This is a genomic window from Nitrospira sp., assembly GCA_029194535.1.
Classification (GTDB): Bacteria; Nitrospirota; Nitrospiria; order Nitrospirales; family Nitrospiraceae; genus Nitrospira_C.
This window is the reverse complement of sequence record JARFXR010000002.1, coordinates 49949-65017: the sequence shown is the minus strand read 5'-3', so window position 1 is coordinate 65017 and position 15069 is coordinate 49949. Positions and strand designations below refer to the sequence as shown.

Below are 15069 nucleotides of genomic sequence, written 5' to 3'. Positions count from 1 at the left end.
GCTGTTCATCACCGGCTCCTACCAGAGAGATTCCGCTTGGCGTGTGATCCGGAGTATTCCATGAAACAACTGCTTCGCGACATCTGGCAATGGTCCTGGTTCTCCGAAGAGAAACAGCTGGATTTCAACGGACTGTTCCTGGCGATCGGCGAGCACAAGATTCTCGTGGATCCGCCTCCCCTGACGGCGGAGGCGACTACGCTGATACGCCGCCAAGGAGGCGTCGATTACATCGTCGTCACGAATCGCGATCATCGGCGGGAGGCCGAAACGTGCAGAAATGAATTCCGATGTCAGTTATGGGTGCCTGATGCGGATGCCGGACACATGGATCTTCAGCCCTCCAGAACGTTCAAGGACGGAGAGTTGCTGCCGGGTGGAATGTGGGCGGTCCAGCTGAGTGATCAAAAGTCTCCCGGAGAGTCGGCGCTGTTCATTCCGCAGGGCAAGGGCACCATCATCGTCGGCGATGCGTTGATCGGAAAGCCCGCCGGGGTCCTGAGTCTGTTGGCTGCGGAGAAATACGCCGATGTCGCCAAGGCGCGGGAAGGGCTGCGGCGCCTGTTGAAGTACACCTTCGATGCGCTCTTGGTCGGCGACGGAGTCTCGATTCTCACCGGCGCGAAACAGGCGGTGGAGTTGGCGTTGAAGGACTCGCCGCCATGATGCTCAAGAACGGCTTGTCGGAGGAGCTCAATCGGCAGGGGAACGAACACTTCTCGCGCGGGCACTATACCGAGGCGTACACCTGCTATGCCAAGGCGCTCGAATGCGATCGGATGACCGGCGACCAGCGGGCCTTGGTGGCCACGCTCGGCAATCTCGGCAACATCTGTGCGGTCAGCGGCCGGCGAGAGGCGGCGCAGGACTATTATCAGGAGGTGTTGGAACTGCAGAAAGTGTTCGGCGACGAGAAGGGGATCGGGACGACATTGGCCAATCTAGGTAACCTGCGCGCGGACGCGGGAGAATGGGAGCGGGCGAGGGCCTACTATCTTGAAGCGTTGGACTTGATGACCAAGACACGCGACGAGACGGCCAAGGCGGTTCTGTATTCCGATCTCGGCCTGATCGCGAGGGAGACCGGCCAATTCGATGAGGCGATCCGATGGTATGAACGTTCGCTTCTGCTGATGCGCCGATTGGAGAATCCAGGCGGTGCGGCCGATGCCTGGCGCATGATGGGGCGGACCTTCTTGATGCAGCGCCGTCATGACGACGCGATTGCTTGCTGTCAAACCAGCCAATCCATTGCGGAACGGGCGCATGACGAACTCCGCGCGGGCGGCGCTCGCTACGTGCTGGCTCAGTGCTACGAGGAACTCGGCCGTCTTGGCGAAGCGGTCGCCTTGCTGGAGCGGGTGGTGGAAATGGACCGGAAATATCAGCTGCCGAAATTGAACGAGAACACCAAGCGGCTGCGGGATCTCCGTGAGCGACGAGAACGGGAAATTGTCGGGGGACCACATGAGTGAACCGATATCGCCGGGTTGGGCTGAAGCCCGGACCAGGTTGAACGCGGCGTTTCCCCAGCTCTACGAGCTTGAGCCGGGCGGTGCGTTGGCGCTGGATCTGGGAGACGACGGCTGGCTGTTGGAACTCAAGCCGGAAGGGAAGGTGCTTTGTCAGTACGGAGTGGCGATGGATGACGTGATGAGCCTCATGTCCGACGGCACTCCGGAGGATCTGGGCACGGACGAGATCGCCAAGCAGGCGAAATACTTCATTCAGCCGGCGGTGTCGAAATTCAGGGGCCTTCTTTTACAGTCCGGATTCTCGGAGCAATCCGAGATGAATGATGAATATGTGGCGGTGACGTTCGAACGGCCGGTGGACTTTCATAACCTTGCCAAAGTGGAGGATCTGATCCGCTGGTGCCGGCGGCAAATCGGCGGAGCGACATGATGAGGGCGCCGGCGACCTTTTCCGAGTTCCGCGACCTTCTTGCCGGGTATCGTCTTCCGCGGATCATTCTCACCGCCCTCGAACTGAAACTCTTCACGGTCATGGACTCCTCGACCTGGACTCCGCCCCAATTAGCCCGATCGCTCAAGGTCAGCGAACGGGGAGTGACGATGCTCTGCCGGAATTTGGCCATGGCCGGACTGCTCATAAAGAAGGGAGAGCGGTACCGGAGCGGCCGGTTGGGTCTGACTCTGTTGAACGGCGACCATCCCGCTTATCGAGGCAGCTATATCGACCTGCTTGCCGATCAGTGGCGCGATTGGGCGGATTTGACTGAGTCGGTGCGAACCGGAAAACCTGTCGACCACGACGAGCCCGAGGAGCCGGACTATCGCTCACGATTCACCTGGGCCATGCATCAACGTACGATGGATCTCGCACCGCGTCTAGCCGCCGGTATTTCGCTCAAAGGAGCGAAATCGCTGCTGGATCTCGGCGGGGGACCGGGGACATATGCGTTGGCGTTCCTCGCCAGAAACCGAGGGCTGCGGGCGACGGTCTGTGATCGTCCCGCCGCGCTCGAAGTGGCGAAGACCATCGCCCGAAGCCACAAGTCCGGCGCAAGACTGTCATGCCTGCCGCTGGACCTGTTGAGTGATCCGATTCCCCGCAGCTACGACGTCGTGTGGTTTTCGAACGTCGTGCACATTTATTCTCCGGAGCAGAACCAGGCTGTCTTTCGGCGGATCAAGGCGGCGTTGAATCCCGGCGGTCGCCTCCTTGTCCAAGACGCCTTCCTTCATGATCGGGAAGGGCTTCTTCCCGAGGATGCCAGCCTATTCGCCCTATCCATGCTCTTGTTCACCGAAACCGGGGATACCTATCGCGCAGCCGACGTCACCGCCTGGTTGAAAGCAGCCGGGTTCGAGGATGTCAGGTTGTTGAAGTTGAAGAAGGCACAGGAGGATTGGGAGGGAGGGGTTTTGGAGGCCCGGGTTCCCAGAGCGATCGCACGAACGCGTGCCAGCCGGCGACGATCAACAAGAGGTTGAAGCAACCGCTCAACCAGTTCAATGACGCGAACCGAGCCTGGGAATCCGCCGATCCTGTCAGGGTGGCCAGGTCCAGGGCAAGCCCGACCGTTCCATAGATCACGCAAGCCATTCCAGGCCAATTCCATTTGGTCCAGACCAAGCCAATCAGGGCCGGCGGGATCACGATCAAGAACAGATCCCAAGGCACGAAGCTTCGATCGAGCAGGTTCGCGCCCGTCATCGCACGGCGGGTTTCAATTCCGATCAGGAGCAGACCAGCCAAGACGGCTGTCAGTGCCGCACGCATACGCCGATCATACGCATACCCTCTTGCAGGGGCAACAGGCGCTTGTCCTTGCGTGCGTCTGCTGCTAGGGTGGCGTGCGGAGGAAGGAAGGTATGAAGCGATCGACCGGCAACGGATTGGCCGGCTGCACCCTGGTGTATGACGGCCATTGCCGTTTCTGCGTTGCGGCCAAGAATCAACTTGAACGGTTGGAGGTCGGAGGGCCAGAATCGCCCCTTCGGATGGTTCCCTATGACGACGAGGAGGCTAGGCGACTGCTGCGCGAGGCCTATCGGCCTGGACGTCCGGAGGTCGCGTTTCTTGTTGATTCGAGGGGCAAGATCACCAGAGGACTCGATGCCTTCCTGCCGTTCCTTCCCGCTTTGAAGGGTGGGCCTTTCCTGGCCGGATTCTTCCGTCTGCCGCTGGTCAAGCCGTTCGCCCGTCTGCTGTATGCCATTGTCGCCAGGCACCGATACAGACTCTTCGGCGAGGCCCAGTCGCCGCGTCGGGGTTCCTCCCCTCATACCTGACAGCTCCCTGCCCGGCATCGTCTCAACAACTGGTACACATCTGTTCAAATTCATACCCCCTCCTTTTGGGGGTTGCTTGCCTATACCGAGGAATTTACCCTTGGGCCTCTTGCTGGGACACTGCCGGGCAAGGAGGATCGAAGCTCATGCTCTTCACACGGTTGTCGCTCACAGTGCCGTCGCTCCGGGAATCAGAGCCAAGGTTTCCCGTGCCGGCACCGGCTCGTTGTCGGAGGACGGGACGCAGGCTTGCCCAAGGTCGAGGCGCGGGTTTGATGACGCTGGTTACGCTGTCTGTGATGTTCCCTCTGTTCTTGGTTGCTCTGCCGTTCGAGGCCGACGGTGCGGACCGTACCGAGCCGCACTCGTCGAAACTCAGAAAGACCGTCGCGGCCGGGTTCGGGGTGCAAACGGCCGAATCGTCGATGATTACCGTCAAGACGTATGATGCGGAGTCCGGGGAAATCCTCTCCGATGAATCCTATGAGCTCGACATCAAGGAAGATCGACAGACTACTGCTCCACAGTCGCGGGAGCGCATCGTCGCCGGAGGGGTCGGAATCGGGGCCGATGGGCTTTCAGAATTCATGCTGCGCGTCTATGACGCCGCGGACGGGAAGTTTCTCTGGGAAGGCCGTCTGAATTTGAATGTGAGCGGACCGGCAGGAGAAGCGGTTCCGGCCGCGGTCGCGGTTCGACCCCATGGGACGGTGACTCAGGTTGCTCAAAAGAGCGATCCCACGGGTCAGCCGTTGTTCCTGCTCCGGGTGCTCGATCGGGACACCGGACGGCTGATGTGGTTCGATCAATTCTCGACGGAGGGCGCGGGTGTCCGTCCGGAGCGAGTCAATCGGGCCCTCTCAAGCCTGCGGCAGATCGATCTCCATGATGTCGATTTTCGGATCCGAATGTTCGACGGGCCCGGGCGGCGATTGCTCTGGGAAGATCAGGTCGCCGAAGCGACTGAAGAAAGCCCCTCGGCTGAACCGAGGGAGGAGGGGGCCGGAGTCATCCCCCAGTGGTTTGTCGGCCCCCCGGATTCCGGGAGCCGAGAAGAGATCTGATCCTACCCTTTGGCGAGTTCCCCTTTGAACCGCTCGGCCCAGCGTGATTGGAACTGTTCGTAGGACAGGGACAGTTGCGATTGCATGGCCGCGCTGAGTGTCTGTCTGGCCTTGAGATGGGCCAACAGCTGATTGACTCCGTGCAGGCCGTAACGATCGATCATGTAATGGACGGCGGAGCTTGCCTCCAGGTACGCGACCGACGCGGTTTCGGTCGGCAGATTGCCCCAGCCTCCTTCCAGCGCGGTCAACGGAATAAGGGCGACCTCCTGGTGTTTCACCGGTTGAATTTCCGACCACTGCTCACCGGCAAGCTGCATGGCGAGTCCTTCGTTCAGCCATGTGGGAATGGCGCTGCCGCTGCGCCCCTGTAAGTCGTGAAGCACCGCATGGGCGAACTCGTGCCGGAGCACCCTGGTGAGCCAGACTCGATCCGTCAGGGCTCCTTGAGAGGGGATCTGAATTCGGCCTAAGACCGGATCGAACAATCCGTCCGCCCATACCGGACTGCCGGTCGCGCCTTGAAAGGCCGCCTCCGTCTGCAGCACCACGACGACCGGCTTCGACGGGAAATGTCCGAGCCGTTGGCCGATCTCCCGGTAGGCCTCTTCGAGAATGTCCTGCACCGTTGTCCACGTGGCCTGATCCGCCTGCCCGTCGAACTTGACGATGAAGTGCGCGCTTTCTCGGCTGGACAACTGCTCCTCCGCGTGGTCCGTCTTCCGCACTTTGGCGGCCACGGTCCGCAGATAGGATTGTACTGCCGGATCTTTTGCGGCGCGTTGCGTCGCTTGGTCGAGGTGCCGGGCCGCTTCCTTCAAGCGGTCCCGTTCCTGGAGGAGTTCCGCCATGGCCAGGTGGGGAAACGGTTCGTCCGGTGCCAGGGAGATCAGCTTGTCGAGAAACTCCATCGTCATGGCCGGGTCCCGCAGCTCCCAATAGGCGTGGGCCAGATTCAGTTGGATCACCGGATTTTTGGGGTCCAGGGAAGCGGCCCGCTTGAACGTCTGAACAGACTCCTTGGTACCACCGGTCTTTTCCTGTTCGATTCCGACGTTGTTCCAGAGGACGGCGACATACGGTCGGACGCCGGGGTCGTTGGTGGTTGAAGAGGAAAGATTCTCCAGCTTCGACGCGGCTGCGGCGAAATCTCCCTTCTCCAGGTCGTCGCGGATGGCGGCCAAGATATCCTGATGTTTGGTTCGGGGAACCACGCTGTGATCGATGAGCCGCGTCTGTTTGGGGGGCGGTTCGACCGGCTCGGCAGGAGGCCTGGTCTCCGGCGAGGGGTTCGCCTCCGCCTTTTGTATATCCGGAGTTTGGCTGGGCGGTCGCTGCAGGTAGGTGGGCTTGAACCATGCTCCGTAGAGGATGATCAAGACCACGATGAGCGCGACCTTATAGAGTAGATGCGAGATGTTTCGGCGATACATGAGTTGACGGTTTTCTCGATGTGCCCTGAGTCTAACACCCGACAATCATGCGGCAAAGAACTGTCGGCAAATCCTCAAGCCGCCGTCGTTGAGCCCACCCTGGGCCTGTGATACGATCCTCGCCGACATGTGGCGCTCTGCCGAGGACGAATCTTCCGAGTCCTTCCAGCGATGGCTGGACCGGCTGGCGCGTCCGATCGCGTTCGCTACCCGCGATGCCGGTGCCTGTCTCCCCATAATCAAGAATCTCGACAGCTTCGTGACCGACCAGGTCTCGCGGACCTTGTCGCGGCAGTCGTATCCTCGAGCGGTCGAAGCCTCTCTTCTGAAGTTGCGGGAGATCTTCGACACGGAACATCGGAAGCTCTCGACCGCCGACCAGCAGCGCCGGCTGTGTGAGGCCGCTGCGATCGTGCAGACCTTGCGTGCGATGCATCACCGGGATTCCGCCGCCGAGGTGCCTATCGCCCCGACGGCGCCTTCCGGTGGGGGCGGCGGGCTGCGCGGCGCGCTGTGGTCTGTCCCCATCCGGTTCGTGAAGGGGGTCGGTCCCAAACGCACCTCATTGCTCCAGCGGTTTGGAATCGAAACGGTCGAGCAGGCCCTATGGACCATTCCTTGGCGATACGAGGATCGGTCCGTCATCACACCGATCGGGCAACTCGCGCCCGGGATGGACGCTTCGATTTGCGGCATCATCGTGCGCAGCGAGGCCAGACGCGCCCGGCATCGGCGACTCAGCATTTTGGACATTTTCGTGGAAGACCGGACCGGTCGCATGCAGGCGGTGTTCTTCAACCAGCCCTTCCTGGAGCCGGTTCTTGCCGTGGGCGTCACGGTGCTGCTGACTGGCCGCGTCGTCGCGGGGGCGCGGGGTTGGGTGGACACCAGAATGGATGTGTCCCAATACGAAGTCGTCGGGTCCGACGTAGAAGCGCCGGTGCATGTGGGGCGGATTGTGCCGATCTACCATGAAACGAAGGGCTGGACGTCGAGGCAAATGCGGCTGTTGACGAAAGGATTGCTCGACGCTTATGCGGCTGGGATGCAGGATATTCTTCCGACCGCGATGCGAGCCCGGTATCGATTGCCGCCGATCGACCAGGCGGTCGAAGAGGTTCACTTCCCCAGGCCGGGCACGCCCTTGCCCGCACTCGAGCAGGGACGAACGCCCGCGCATCGCCGGCTCGCGTTCGAAGAACTCCTCCTTTTGCAGTTGGCGCTTGCGGTGCGACAGGGCGCCCTCAAGGAGGAGCGCAAGCCCATGCGTTGTGACTCCAAGACGGCGCTCCTCGGCAAGTTGTCACGACGCATTCCATTCAAGCTGACGGCGGCGCAGCAGCGGGTTATCGGCGATATTGTCGCGGATATGACGTCCTCGAGGCCGATGAACCGATTGGTCCAGGGAGATGTGGGATGCGGGAAGACGATGGTGGCGCTGCACGCGATGGTCCTTGCCTGCGGGTCCGGATATCAGGCCGCGCTGATGGTCCCCACGGAAATTCTGGCGGAGCAACACTATCGGGCGCTGAAGCACCTGCTGGAATCGGTCGGGTTGTCGGTGGCGCTGATCAGCGGAGGCGGGCGCGCGAACGAACGAAAGGCTGCGCGTGAACGAGTCGCGTCGGGTTCGGTGCAGGTGGCGATCGGAACGCATGCATTGATTCAGCAAGGTGTCACATTCCCCAAGTTGGCGTTGGTGGTGATCGACGAGCAGCACCGGTTCGGTGTGCTGCAGCGGAAGACCCTGGCCGAGAAGGGATATGCTCCGGATGTGCTGGTCCTGACGGCCACTCCCATCCCGAGAACCTTGGCCATGACCGTCTATGGAGATCTCGACGTCTCGGTCATCGATCAATTGCCCCCAGGTCGCAGGCCGGTCCGCACGTTCCTCTATCAGGAGTCGCAACGAAGGCGCGCCTATCAGATCCTGAAGGATGAAGTGCGTTCGGGCCGCCAGGCCTATGTGGTCTACCCGCTCGTCGAGGAATCGGAGAAGGTCGATCTGCAGGCGGCCATCCAAGGCGCTGATCGGCTCCGCACGGAGGAGTTGTCCGAATTCCATGTGGCGGTTCTCCATGGCCGGATGAAATCGACGGACAAGGACCGGACGATGGAGGACTTCACGAAGGGCAAGGTTCAAGTCCTGGTCTCGACGACCGTCGTCGAAGTCGGGGTCGACGTCCCCAATGCCACAGTCATGCTGATCGAGCATGCCGAGCGTTTCGGATTGGCGCAGCTTCATCAATTACGGGGACGGGTGGGGCGCGGCGAACACCAATCCTATTGTCTGCTTATGGCCTCCGGGATACCACGCGGTAAGGGGGTGCTGGGTCAACGGGGTAACGCTGCAACCCTGCCTCGCCACTCCGCTACCCCGCCTTCTTCATCCGCAGCCGGGGAGCGGTTGGAAGCATTGGTCCGGTCGGCCGATGGATTCGTCATTGCCGAAGAAGACCTGCGGATTCGCGGACCCGGAGAGTTCTTCGGCTATCGGCAGTGGGGCGTGCCGGAGTTTCGCGTGGCCAATCTGATACGGGATGCGGATCTGCTTCAACAGGCCCGTCAGGAAGCGTTCGCCTTGTTGAGGAACGACCGGACATTGGCCGCCCCGGCCTATCGCATGTTGCGCGACGCGATGATGCGGAGGTGGGAAAAGAAGTTGGATTTGGGATCGGTGAGTTGAGAAGCGCGGGTCCTGCCCTAGTCGAGGTCACCCGCTTAAGTGGAAGACGGATCCTAGGGAGAGGAGTAGTCAGAGGAAGAATCGATGGGACTGTTGCAACGGTTGAGGCATGATCTGAAAGCCGGTCTGGCGACCTTGCGTCTGGGAACGGCTCAGGCCGCCACTCGCGCGCTGGAGGAAACCGAACTTCTGCGGCTGCGGCTGGAAGGGCGCAAAATCGATCAACGGCTCACCGAGTTCTATCGCGACCTGGGCGAGCGCGCGGTGGATCTTCGGGAAGCGGGCGAGCCGGCTGAGCGCGTGCTGCACGATGCGGAGGTCGGCAGGCTTGTGGCCGAGATCCATCAACTCAAGCATGCCGGTCGGAAGCTCGAAGCCGACATGCGTGAAATCAGAAATCCCGAATGAGCCTGGTGCGTCTTGCCGGAATCGACATCGGTACGTTGACCTGCCGCCTTCTGATCGCCGACCTGCCGTCCCACGGGCCGCTCAGCAACTTGCGTTCGGAACGCCGTATCCTGCGGCTCGGCGAAGGCGTCGATCGATCGAAACGGCTCAACGACGCCGCGATGGAGCGAGTCGTACACTGTCTGAAAGAATGGCGTGACGTCATCGACAGCTACCGGGTCGACGGCTGTGCCGTCGTGGCAACGAGCGCCGTACGTGATGCCGCCAATCGGCGGGAATTCCTCGATTGTGTGAAGCGCGAAACGCGATTCGACATCGAAGTCATCACCGGCGAGGAAGAAGCCCGGCGCACGATGCTCGGCATTCGGTCGGGCTTGCCGGATGGCGTTGCCGACATGCTGGCGCTCGACATCGGCGGCGGCAGCACGGAATTCATTCTTGATCGTCCAGGGCAGCCGCCGGTCGTGAGATCGATCAATATCGGCGTGGTGCGACTCTCCGAGCGGGTACTCGTTCACGATCCGCCGACCGCCGCCGAAATTCAGGAAGCGCGCGACTGGATCAGACCAGAGACGGAAGCCGCGGTCGCGGACATGCCGCGATCTCCGGAGCACATCTTCGTCGGGACGGCCGGAACCATTACCTCGTTGGCGGCCATGGCGCAGAAATTGTCGTCGTACGAGCCGGCGCGCATTCACAACTATCGTCTCAGTCTTGATGCCGTCCGCGACCTGGAGGAGCAACTGCTCGCAAGGAGGAAGGCCGACCGCGTCGGTTTTCCCGGACTGGAGAGCGGTCGCGAGGACGTCATCGTCGCGGGCGTGATCATGCTACGAACCATTATGGACACATTGGCGGCGGGCAGCTGCCTGGTCAGCGATCTGGGATTGCGCGAAGGGGTGCTGATTGATCTGGCGAGGCGGATGGGAAATCGGTGTACAGAGATGCAGACCGGAGTTGCTCGCATGTAGCTGGTGGACTAGACTCTCGGTTATTGGAGGAACTGTTATGGCAATTTCGAAGCCGGGCCGTCGGCGGGCAAAGGAACCCAGGATCATGGTCGCTGACCCCCTTCTGACGGTTTTGTTTGCAAAGGACAACGGCCACTATTGTGCCAAGTGCCCGGAGCTGGACCTCGTGACGGAACTACCGACAGTCGATGCCGCACTGAAAGATTTGATCGAGGCCATTCGGGACTATGCAAAGGAATATCTTCGAGAGCATGATTGGTACAGCACAAGTCCTAACCGAGCCCACCACGTGCCCTACGTCGAGGCCATAGCCGCTTGTAAGACCGATTGGGAGTTACGGACCTTGATCGAGATCAAGCATGGCCTCGTTCACATATAGCGATTTCCGCGTCGCGCTCACGCGCGCAGGATTCGAACATCTCCGCTCAGGAGAACACGAGACCTGGCGCAAGTTCCTGCCGAATGGGTCGATTCTGCGAGTCCGGATCAGCCATCAGCACAAACGCGACATTCCCAAGTGGCTGTTCCACAAAATACTTCGGCAAGCGGTCCCTCCTTCAGATGACCTGCGACTCTCGCCCGCTGGAGGGGCCCATTCTCAACAAGATATTTCACCTGTTGTGGCCGATTTGAATCGCCAGAGTACGGTCTCGATCTTCGAGACAGATCGAACTGCTCACGAATTCAGAGTTGCAAGCCTGGTAAAGAGATTCGAGTTCTCGTTCGTCCTGAACGCGACACCACAGCGCAGCCGATATTAGCCAAGGCTACCCTCAGCAAAGATGGTGCGTCCCTCTGTGTCGTCGTAACGACAGCAGATGGCGAACAGACTCACGACTGGGGCTACAAAGATCTCTTGGAGGCAATCTCCGTACATCAACCAGATTGACCCTCCAGCATTGCTTGATTTTGCACCTGACCAGCCCCGTTCCTATCGCTGTGAATACCAGCGATATCCCTTCTGCTCGGTGAAAGCTGATTTGACCATGCCGCCGGGTTTTTCCAGCAGCAACACTTTGAAATCGAGGAGGCCGAACCAGGCCGGGTCGGCCACGTCGTGGTAGTGGAGGCCCTGCAATCGCGGGAACATCTCCCCTAAGGCCTCCTTGAGTTCCCGTTCGGTGTAGGCCCGAACGGTGAAAGGCCGATGGATCGCCCCGCAGAATCGCTGGATCGTATAGGCGGCGCCGGTGCAGAGCACCTTTGTATCGGGCTTGATCGAAAGGAACTGCGGGAGCGTGAGGTATTGCTCCTGGAACCCCAGCCACCGCACGGCTTGGCGTAGGTGGCCGTACTGCACTTCGTATTCGGTATGGCCCGGGAGTTTCACCGGCGCCGGCCAGCCCTCTTCGATGCCGAATTCGGTTAAGAACGCCTTTCCTCCCGGTTTCAGCACACGCCACAGTTCCGCCACGAACCGAAAGGGGCCGAGGTTGAAGATAACCTCATCGGGCGGATCGTTTTCGATGGGAAGCCGCGCGCGTCTGATCCAATCAAGCGCTTCCTGATGCTGCGCGGTCTCCCCCGTGCCCGATATCAATTCCTGCCTGGTGAGTTTGACCGGCGTCATGTCCGCCATGTTTTCGTTGTCGATGACGAGGTCGACGGAATTATCCTTGAACGGTAGGAATTCCCCGTTTGCGCGGGCGCCGGTACAGGACCAGCCTCCTTCCGCCGCGCGGACCAGCTGTCGTTTCAGAAAGGGCTTGGTGATGTCGACGGACAGGTACTTCACGCCCTGTTTCTCAAAGGGCAGAAGCTCTTTACCCAGATCTCGCGCCACATAGCCCAGTCCGCCGCCGATCTCCACCAGCACCTTGGGTTTGGGGCTGAACCAGCCGAGCCGGCGCAGCTTCTGCATCAGCAGCCGCCCGTAGGAAAGGCCGTTCAGCGTCTCGTTCGACTCCCGGAAGAGGTGGGAGACGGTCGTTTCGATCAGATCGAAGTGACCGTCGTCCTCTCCGCCGTCGTTGAGCCCATGCACGTGAAAGTCCTCGAGATGCTCCTCGCCTTCAAACTCGTCCTGGCCGGACCATCCCTCTCGGATTTGCTGGAGCAGCACATCCCATTTGGCCTTGTGTCGATGTCCACCCGGAGGTTCGGTCCCGTAGAAGCACAAGGAATAGGTGGGCAGAGACCAGCGTTCCAGGTGCCACCGGCCCGGCTCCCCGTCGGGGCCGCAGACTCTCTCGCCGTACTTCTCCAGCAGCGCGCCGACGGTGGTATGTCCGTTCATCGACTTGAGCATTTCAAGGCCGGTGCGATTGAGCCGGACAATCGGCAGATTGTCGTCGAGCGGGGCGAACCACCATTCGTCCTCACTGTGCTGATAGGCGACCAGGTCGGGAACGTGCCAGGACAGGAGCGCGCGGGTCTCTCCATCAAGGGAACGTGGTTCGTGGAGGGCGACGGCGGGTTTCATGGATGAGGATTCCAGTTGGAGCGTCGCAGCCTACATGAGGACGCGCGCATCCCGCAAGATGCGCCAGCAGGCGGTTCCGCTGCCGATGGCGGAGGATGTCCATGTCGGTTGGAAGACCGAGGTCGGTCAGTCGTTCACAGGTGGGAAGGCTGTTGTGAGTCGGTAACGGTCAGGATCCCAAACATGATCGGGTGCACGCGGCAAATGTAGGGATATTTCCCTGGGGCAAGACCTGAGATCGTGAAGCTGTCGTTGGGGAGTACGAGACCGGAGTCGAAGGCACAGGACGCACCGTCCTCCATACATCCGGTATGGGTGATCGTATGCTCCGCCGGGGTCGGGTTTTCCCATCTGACGGGAGCCCCGCTGGAGATGGTGGCGGATTTCGGTACAAAGTAAGGCGAGCCGTTGTCGATGATGATGGACGTATAAGGGGCGGTGGCCGTAGTCGGACCCGCTCCCACGAGGGCCAACACAACCAAGCTGATGAAGATGTGCAGTCTCATACGGTAGCCTCGACCATTTCTAAAGTATAACCATTGTACCATGCCGATCAAGGGAGGGCATATCCCGCCCGAACCCCATGTCTTGACCCGCACGGGCAATTATACGATTCTCCTGAGGGCTACACACACAGCGTGAGAACCAATATGACTCAGCCTGTGGCACATCGTGCAGGGAGAGTGAGGCTGTTCGCCGGCGTGCTGATCTTCGGTGCCGCCTCGGGAATCGCCGATGCGTTTACCCTCACGGAGCCGATGGAATATGCGGTGCTTCGGTCCGGCGGCAACGTGGCGGTGACCGTACAAGGCGGAACCGATGTCAGCATCCGGACCATTCGCTATTACTGGTATCGGCTGGACGAGGAGCCCGTGGCTTCTCACCAGGCGTCTCCGGCCCGGTTCACGGCTACGGCCGACGGTACGCCGTTTTCCGGCCAGCTTGAAATCCCAAGCGAAGCAATCGGAGCCATGCGCCTACTGGCCATCGGCGAAGTGACCAGAGGGCGGTTGGGGACGGCTGAGGACTTCGACGAGGTGATCGTGCAGGTCAAGCCCGACGTTCCGCTGACGTCCATCGAGTTTTCCGTCCAGCGACCGTGGCGACTCGACACGATCGGGAAGCGGATTCCTGTGCCAGTCGTCGGTCAATTCGACGACGGGATCGCGCGCTCGCTCACGGGGCCGTCGTCCGGGAGTCGATTCCAGTCATCGAACGAGGAAGTGGTCTCCGTGGACGACGCGGGGATTCTGAGGGTGACCGGCAACGGACGCGCCCAGGTCAGAGTCGAGAATCAAGGGAAGGTGGGGACGATCCAGGTCGTGGTGGCCGCAGATTCCAGTCCGAATCGCCCGCCAGTCGCGGCGCTTGAGCGGGAATTGCAGGTCCGGTCCGGTCAACTGGTGGTCTTGGACGGCCTACGGAGTCGTGATCCAGACGGAGATCCATTGCGATATGAATGGCGACAGCTCAGGGGACCGCGCGTGCCCTTGTCGAGCGTGGACGAGGTCAAGGCGACCTTTGTGGCGCCGAAAGTTTCCGAGCGCAAGCTGTTCCAATTTTCTTTGACCGTGATCGACATGGCCGGCCCCGACCGCGTCAAGGGTGCCGAAAGCGCACCAGCCATCACTTCCGTCTGGGTCGGTCCGTGAGCGGCTTGGAAGGGCGAACTTCCTATGGCTGAGGCGTCATGTGAGGGGTGATATGTCATTCCGGCTCGACGACTGCAACAGGCCGTTGCAAGACGCCGAGCGTTCATGCTAGATGGAACCCAGGTCAGCATTCGCGGGGGTGGAGGAATCATTCAATGGCAAAAGCGAAAAAACATTCGACGAAGAAGAAAATGAAGGCAAGCGGCAAGAGCGCGGCGAAGAAACCCGCGAAGAAATCGTCCGTGAAAAGGCTCTCTGCCAGAGTCAAACCGTCCGGTAAAAAGCCTGCACGGAAGGCGGTTCCCGCTCCCAAACCGGCAACGCCTCCGACAAAGAAGCCGGTTAAGCCCGGCGTGGATGAGGAGATCAAAAAACCGGTGTCGTCGAAGGTGCCGCCGGCCGTCGCGCCGAAAGCACCGGAACTCGACGATGACGACATGGGCGACGACGAGTTGGAGATGGGCGGCGACGGCGAGATGGAAGAGGACATGGAAGAAGACCTCACGCTCGACGATGACGAAGAAGAGGTCGATTATCTCGAGAAGTCGGAAGATCTGTTGGACGACTCCGACGATTACCGCACCCATTGATCGGTGCCGGATCATGTCGGCTTTGGTGATCGCTCCCTGGTCTCGCGCACTCCGCTGGCCCTAATTGCCGCCCGCCTGGTCTCTC

General features: G+C 60.7%; 15 protein-coding genes. 12 read left to right on the top strand and 3 right to left on the bottom strand.

Going from position 1 to position 15069, the window contains the following annotated elements:
- Positions 1-60: 60 nt before the first annotated feature.
- From P0111_11715 to P0111_11690, 6 genes are all read left to right on the top strand, one after another.
- Positions 61-666 carry a hypothetical protein gene (locus P0111_11715; GenBank protein MDF0644693.1) on the top strand — a complete coding sequence of 202 codons (606 nt, stop codon included), beginning with the start codon at positions 61-63 and terminating at the stop codon, positions 664-666.
- On the top strand, positions 663-1475 hold the full coding sequence (locus tag P0111_11710; GenBank protein MDF0644692.1) for a tetratricopeptide repeat protein: 813 nt from the start codon (positions 663-665) through the stop codon (positions 1473-1475). The genes P0111_11715 and P0111_11710 overlap by 4 nt, the downstream gene beginning before the upstream one ends.
- Positions 1468-1905 (top strand): hypothetical protein, encoded by a 438-nt coding sequence (locus P0111_11705; protein MDF0644691.1) that lies wholly within the window; start codon positions 1468-1470, stop codon positions 1903-1905. Before P0111_11710 ends, P0111_11705 begins: the two co-directional genes overlap by 8 nt.
- Positions 1902-2957 (top strand): methyltransferase, encoded by a 1056-nt coding sequence (locus tag P0111_11700; protein MDF0644690.1) that lies wholly within the window; start codon positions 1902-1904, stop codon positions 2955-2957. The genes P0111_11705 and P0111_11700 overlap by 4 nt, the downstream gene beginning before the upstream one ends.
- Positions 2958-3338: 381 nt before the next feature.
- A complete protein-coding gene (locus P0111_11695) occupies positions 3339-3758 on the top strand; it encodes a DUF393 domain-containing protein (protein MDF0644689.1) in 420 nt (139 codons plus the stop codon).
- Positions 3759-4033: 275 nt separating this feature from the next.
- Entirely contained in the window at positions 4034-4822 is a 789-nt protein-coding gene (locus tag P0111_11690) for a hypothetical protein (protein ID MDF0644688.1), read from the top strand.
- A gap of 2 nt (positions 4823-4824) precedes the next feature.
- On the opposite strand, the gene P0111_11685 is transcribed toward P0111_11690, so the two are convergent.
- The gene (locus P0111_11685) at positions 4825-6255 is read right to left on the bottom strand and encodes a peptidase MA family metallohydrolase (protein MDF0644687.1); all 1431 of its coding nucleotides are present in this window, start codon (positions 6253-6255) and stop codon (positions 4825-4827) included.
- 88 nt (positions 6256-6343) lie between these two features.
- On the opposite strand from P0111_11685, the gene recG reads away from it, so the two are divergent.
- The 4 genes from recG to P0111_11665 all read left to right on the top strand — a co-directional run bounded on the left by recG (position 6344) and on the right by P0111_11665 (position 10699).
- Positions 6344-8941 carry an ATP-dependent DNA helicase RecG gene (gene recG / locus P0111_11680; protein MDF0644686.1) on the top strand — a complete coding sequence of 866 codons (2598 nt, stop codon included), beginning with the start codon at positions 6344-6346 and terminating at the stop codon, positions 8939-8941.
- Between the two features lie 84 nt (positions 8942-9025).
- Positions 9026-9349: a hypothetical protein gene (locus P0111_11675; GenBank protein ID MDF0644685.1), complete on the top strand. Its 324-nt coding sequence runs from the start codon at positions 9026-9028 to the stop codon at positions 9347-9349.
- Positions 9346-10320, top strand: a complete 975-nt coding sequence (locus tag P0111_11670; protein ID MDF0644684.1) for a Ppx/GppA phosphatase family protein — start codon at positions 9346-9348, stop codon at positions 10318-10320. The genes P0111_11675 and P0111_11670 overlap by 4 nt, the downstream gene beginning before the upstream one ends.
- 85 nt (positions 10321-10405) lie before the next feature.
- Positions 10406-10699 carry a hypothetical protein gene (locus P0111_11665; protein ID MDF0644683.1) on the top strand — a complete coding sequence of 98 codons (294 nt, stop codon included), beginning with the start codon at positions 10406-10408 and terminating at the stop codon, positions 10697-10699.
- Between the two features lie 552 nt (positions 10700-11251).
- Here the strand turns inward: P0111_11665 and P0111_11660 are convergent.
- Together P0111_11660 and P0111_11655 are read right to left on the bottom strand one after the other, a co-directional pair.
- Complete coding sequence (locus tag P0111_11660; GenBank protein ID MDF0644682.1) at positions 11252-12742, bottom strand: methyltransferase domain-containing protein; 1491 nt, start codon at positions 12740-12742, stop codon at positions 11252-11254.
- A gap of 134 nt (positions 12743-12876) precedes the next feature.
- Entirely contained in the window at positions 12877-13248 is a 372-nt protein-coding gene (locus P0111_11655) for a hypothetical protein (GenBank protein ID MDF0644681.1), read from the bottom strand.
- Between the two features lie 156 nt (positions 13249-13404).
- Between P0111_11655 and P0111_11650 the strand changes: the two genes are divergently transcribed.
- Together P0111_11650 and P0111_11645 are read left to right on the top strand one after the other, a co-directional pair.
- Complete coding sequence (locus P0111_11650; protein MDF0644680.1) at positions 13405-14394, top strand: hypothetical protein; 990 nt, start codon at positions 13405-13407, stop codon at positions 14392-14394.
- 155 nt (positions 14395-14549) lie between these two features.
- Positions 14550-14984, top strand: a complete 435-nt coding sequence (locus P0111_11645) for a hypothetical protein (GenBank protein ID MDF0644679.1) — start codon at positions 14550-14552, stop codon at positions 14982-14984.
- Positions 14985-15069: the final 85 nt, after the last annotated feature.

Coding starts and splice junctions, on each gene's coding strand:
- P0111_11670 (MDF0644684.1), top strand. CDS start 9,346: ATGAGCCTGGTGCGTCTTGCCGGAATCGACATCGGTACGTTGACCTGC.
- P0111_11645 (MDF0644679.1), top strand. CDS start 14,550: ATGGCAAAAGCGAAAAAACATTCGACGAAGAAGAAAATGAAGGCAAGC.
- P0111_11685 (MDF0644687.1), bottom strand. CDS start 6,255: ATGTATCGCCGAAACATCTCGCATCTACTCTATAAGGTCGCGCTCATC.
- P0111_11690 (MDF0644688.1), top strand. CDS start 4,034: ATGACGCTGGTTACGCTGTCTGTGATGTTCCCTCTGTTCTTGGTTGCT.
- P0111_11660 (MDF0644682.1), bottom strand. CDS start 12,742: ATGAAACCCGCCGTCGCCCTCCACGAACCACGTTCCCTTGATGGAGAG.
- P0111_11675 (MDF0644685.1), top strand. CDS start 9,026: ATGGGACTGTTGCAACGGTTGAGGCATGATCTGAAAGCCGGTCTGGCG.
- P0111_11665 (MDF0644683.1), top strand. CDS start 10,406: ATGGTCGCTGACCCCCTTCTGACGGTTTTGTTTGCAAAGGACAACGGC.
- P0111_11710 (MDF0644692.1), top strand. CDS start 663: ATGATGCTCAAGAACGGCTTGTCGGAGGAGCTCAATCGGCAGGGGAAC.
- P0111_11655 (MDF0644681.1), bottom strand. CDS start 13,248: ATGAGACTGCACATCTTCATCAGCTTGGTTGTGTTGGCCCTCGTGGGA.
- P0111_11700 (MDF0644690.1), top strand. CDS start 1,902: ATGATGAGGGCGCCGGCGACCTTTTCCGAGTTCCGCGACCTTCTTGCC.
- P0111_11695 (MDF0644689.1), top strand. CDS start 3,339: ATGAAGCGATCGACCGGCAACGGATTGGCCGGCTGCACCCTGGTGTAT.
- P0111_11705 (MDF0644691.1), top strand. CDS start 1,468: ATGAGTGAACCGATATCGCCGGGTTGGGCTGAAGCCCGGACCAGGTTG.
- P0111_11715 (MDF0644693.1), top strand. CDS start 61: ATGAAACAACTGCTTCGCGACATCTGGCAATGGTCCTGGTTCTCCGAA.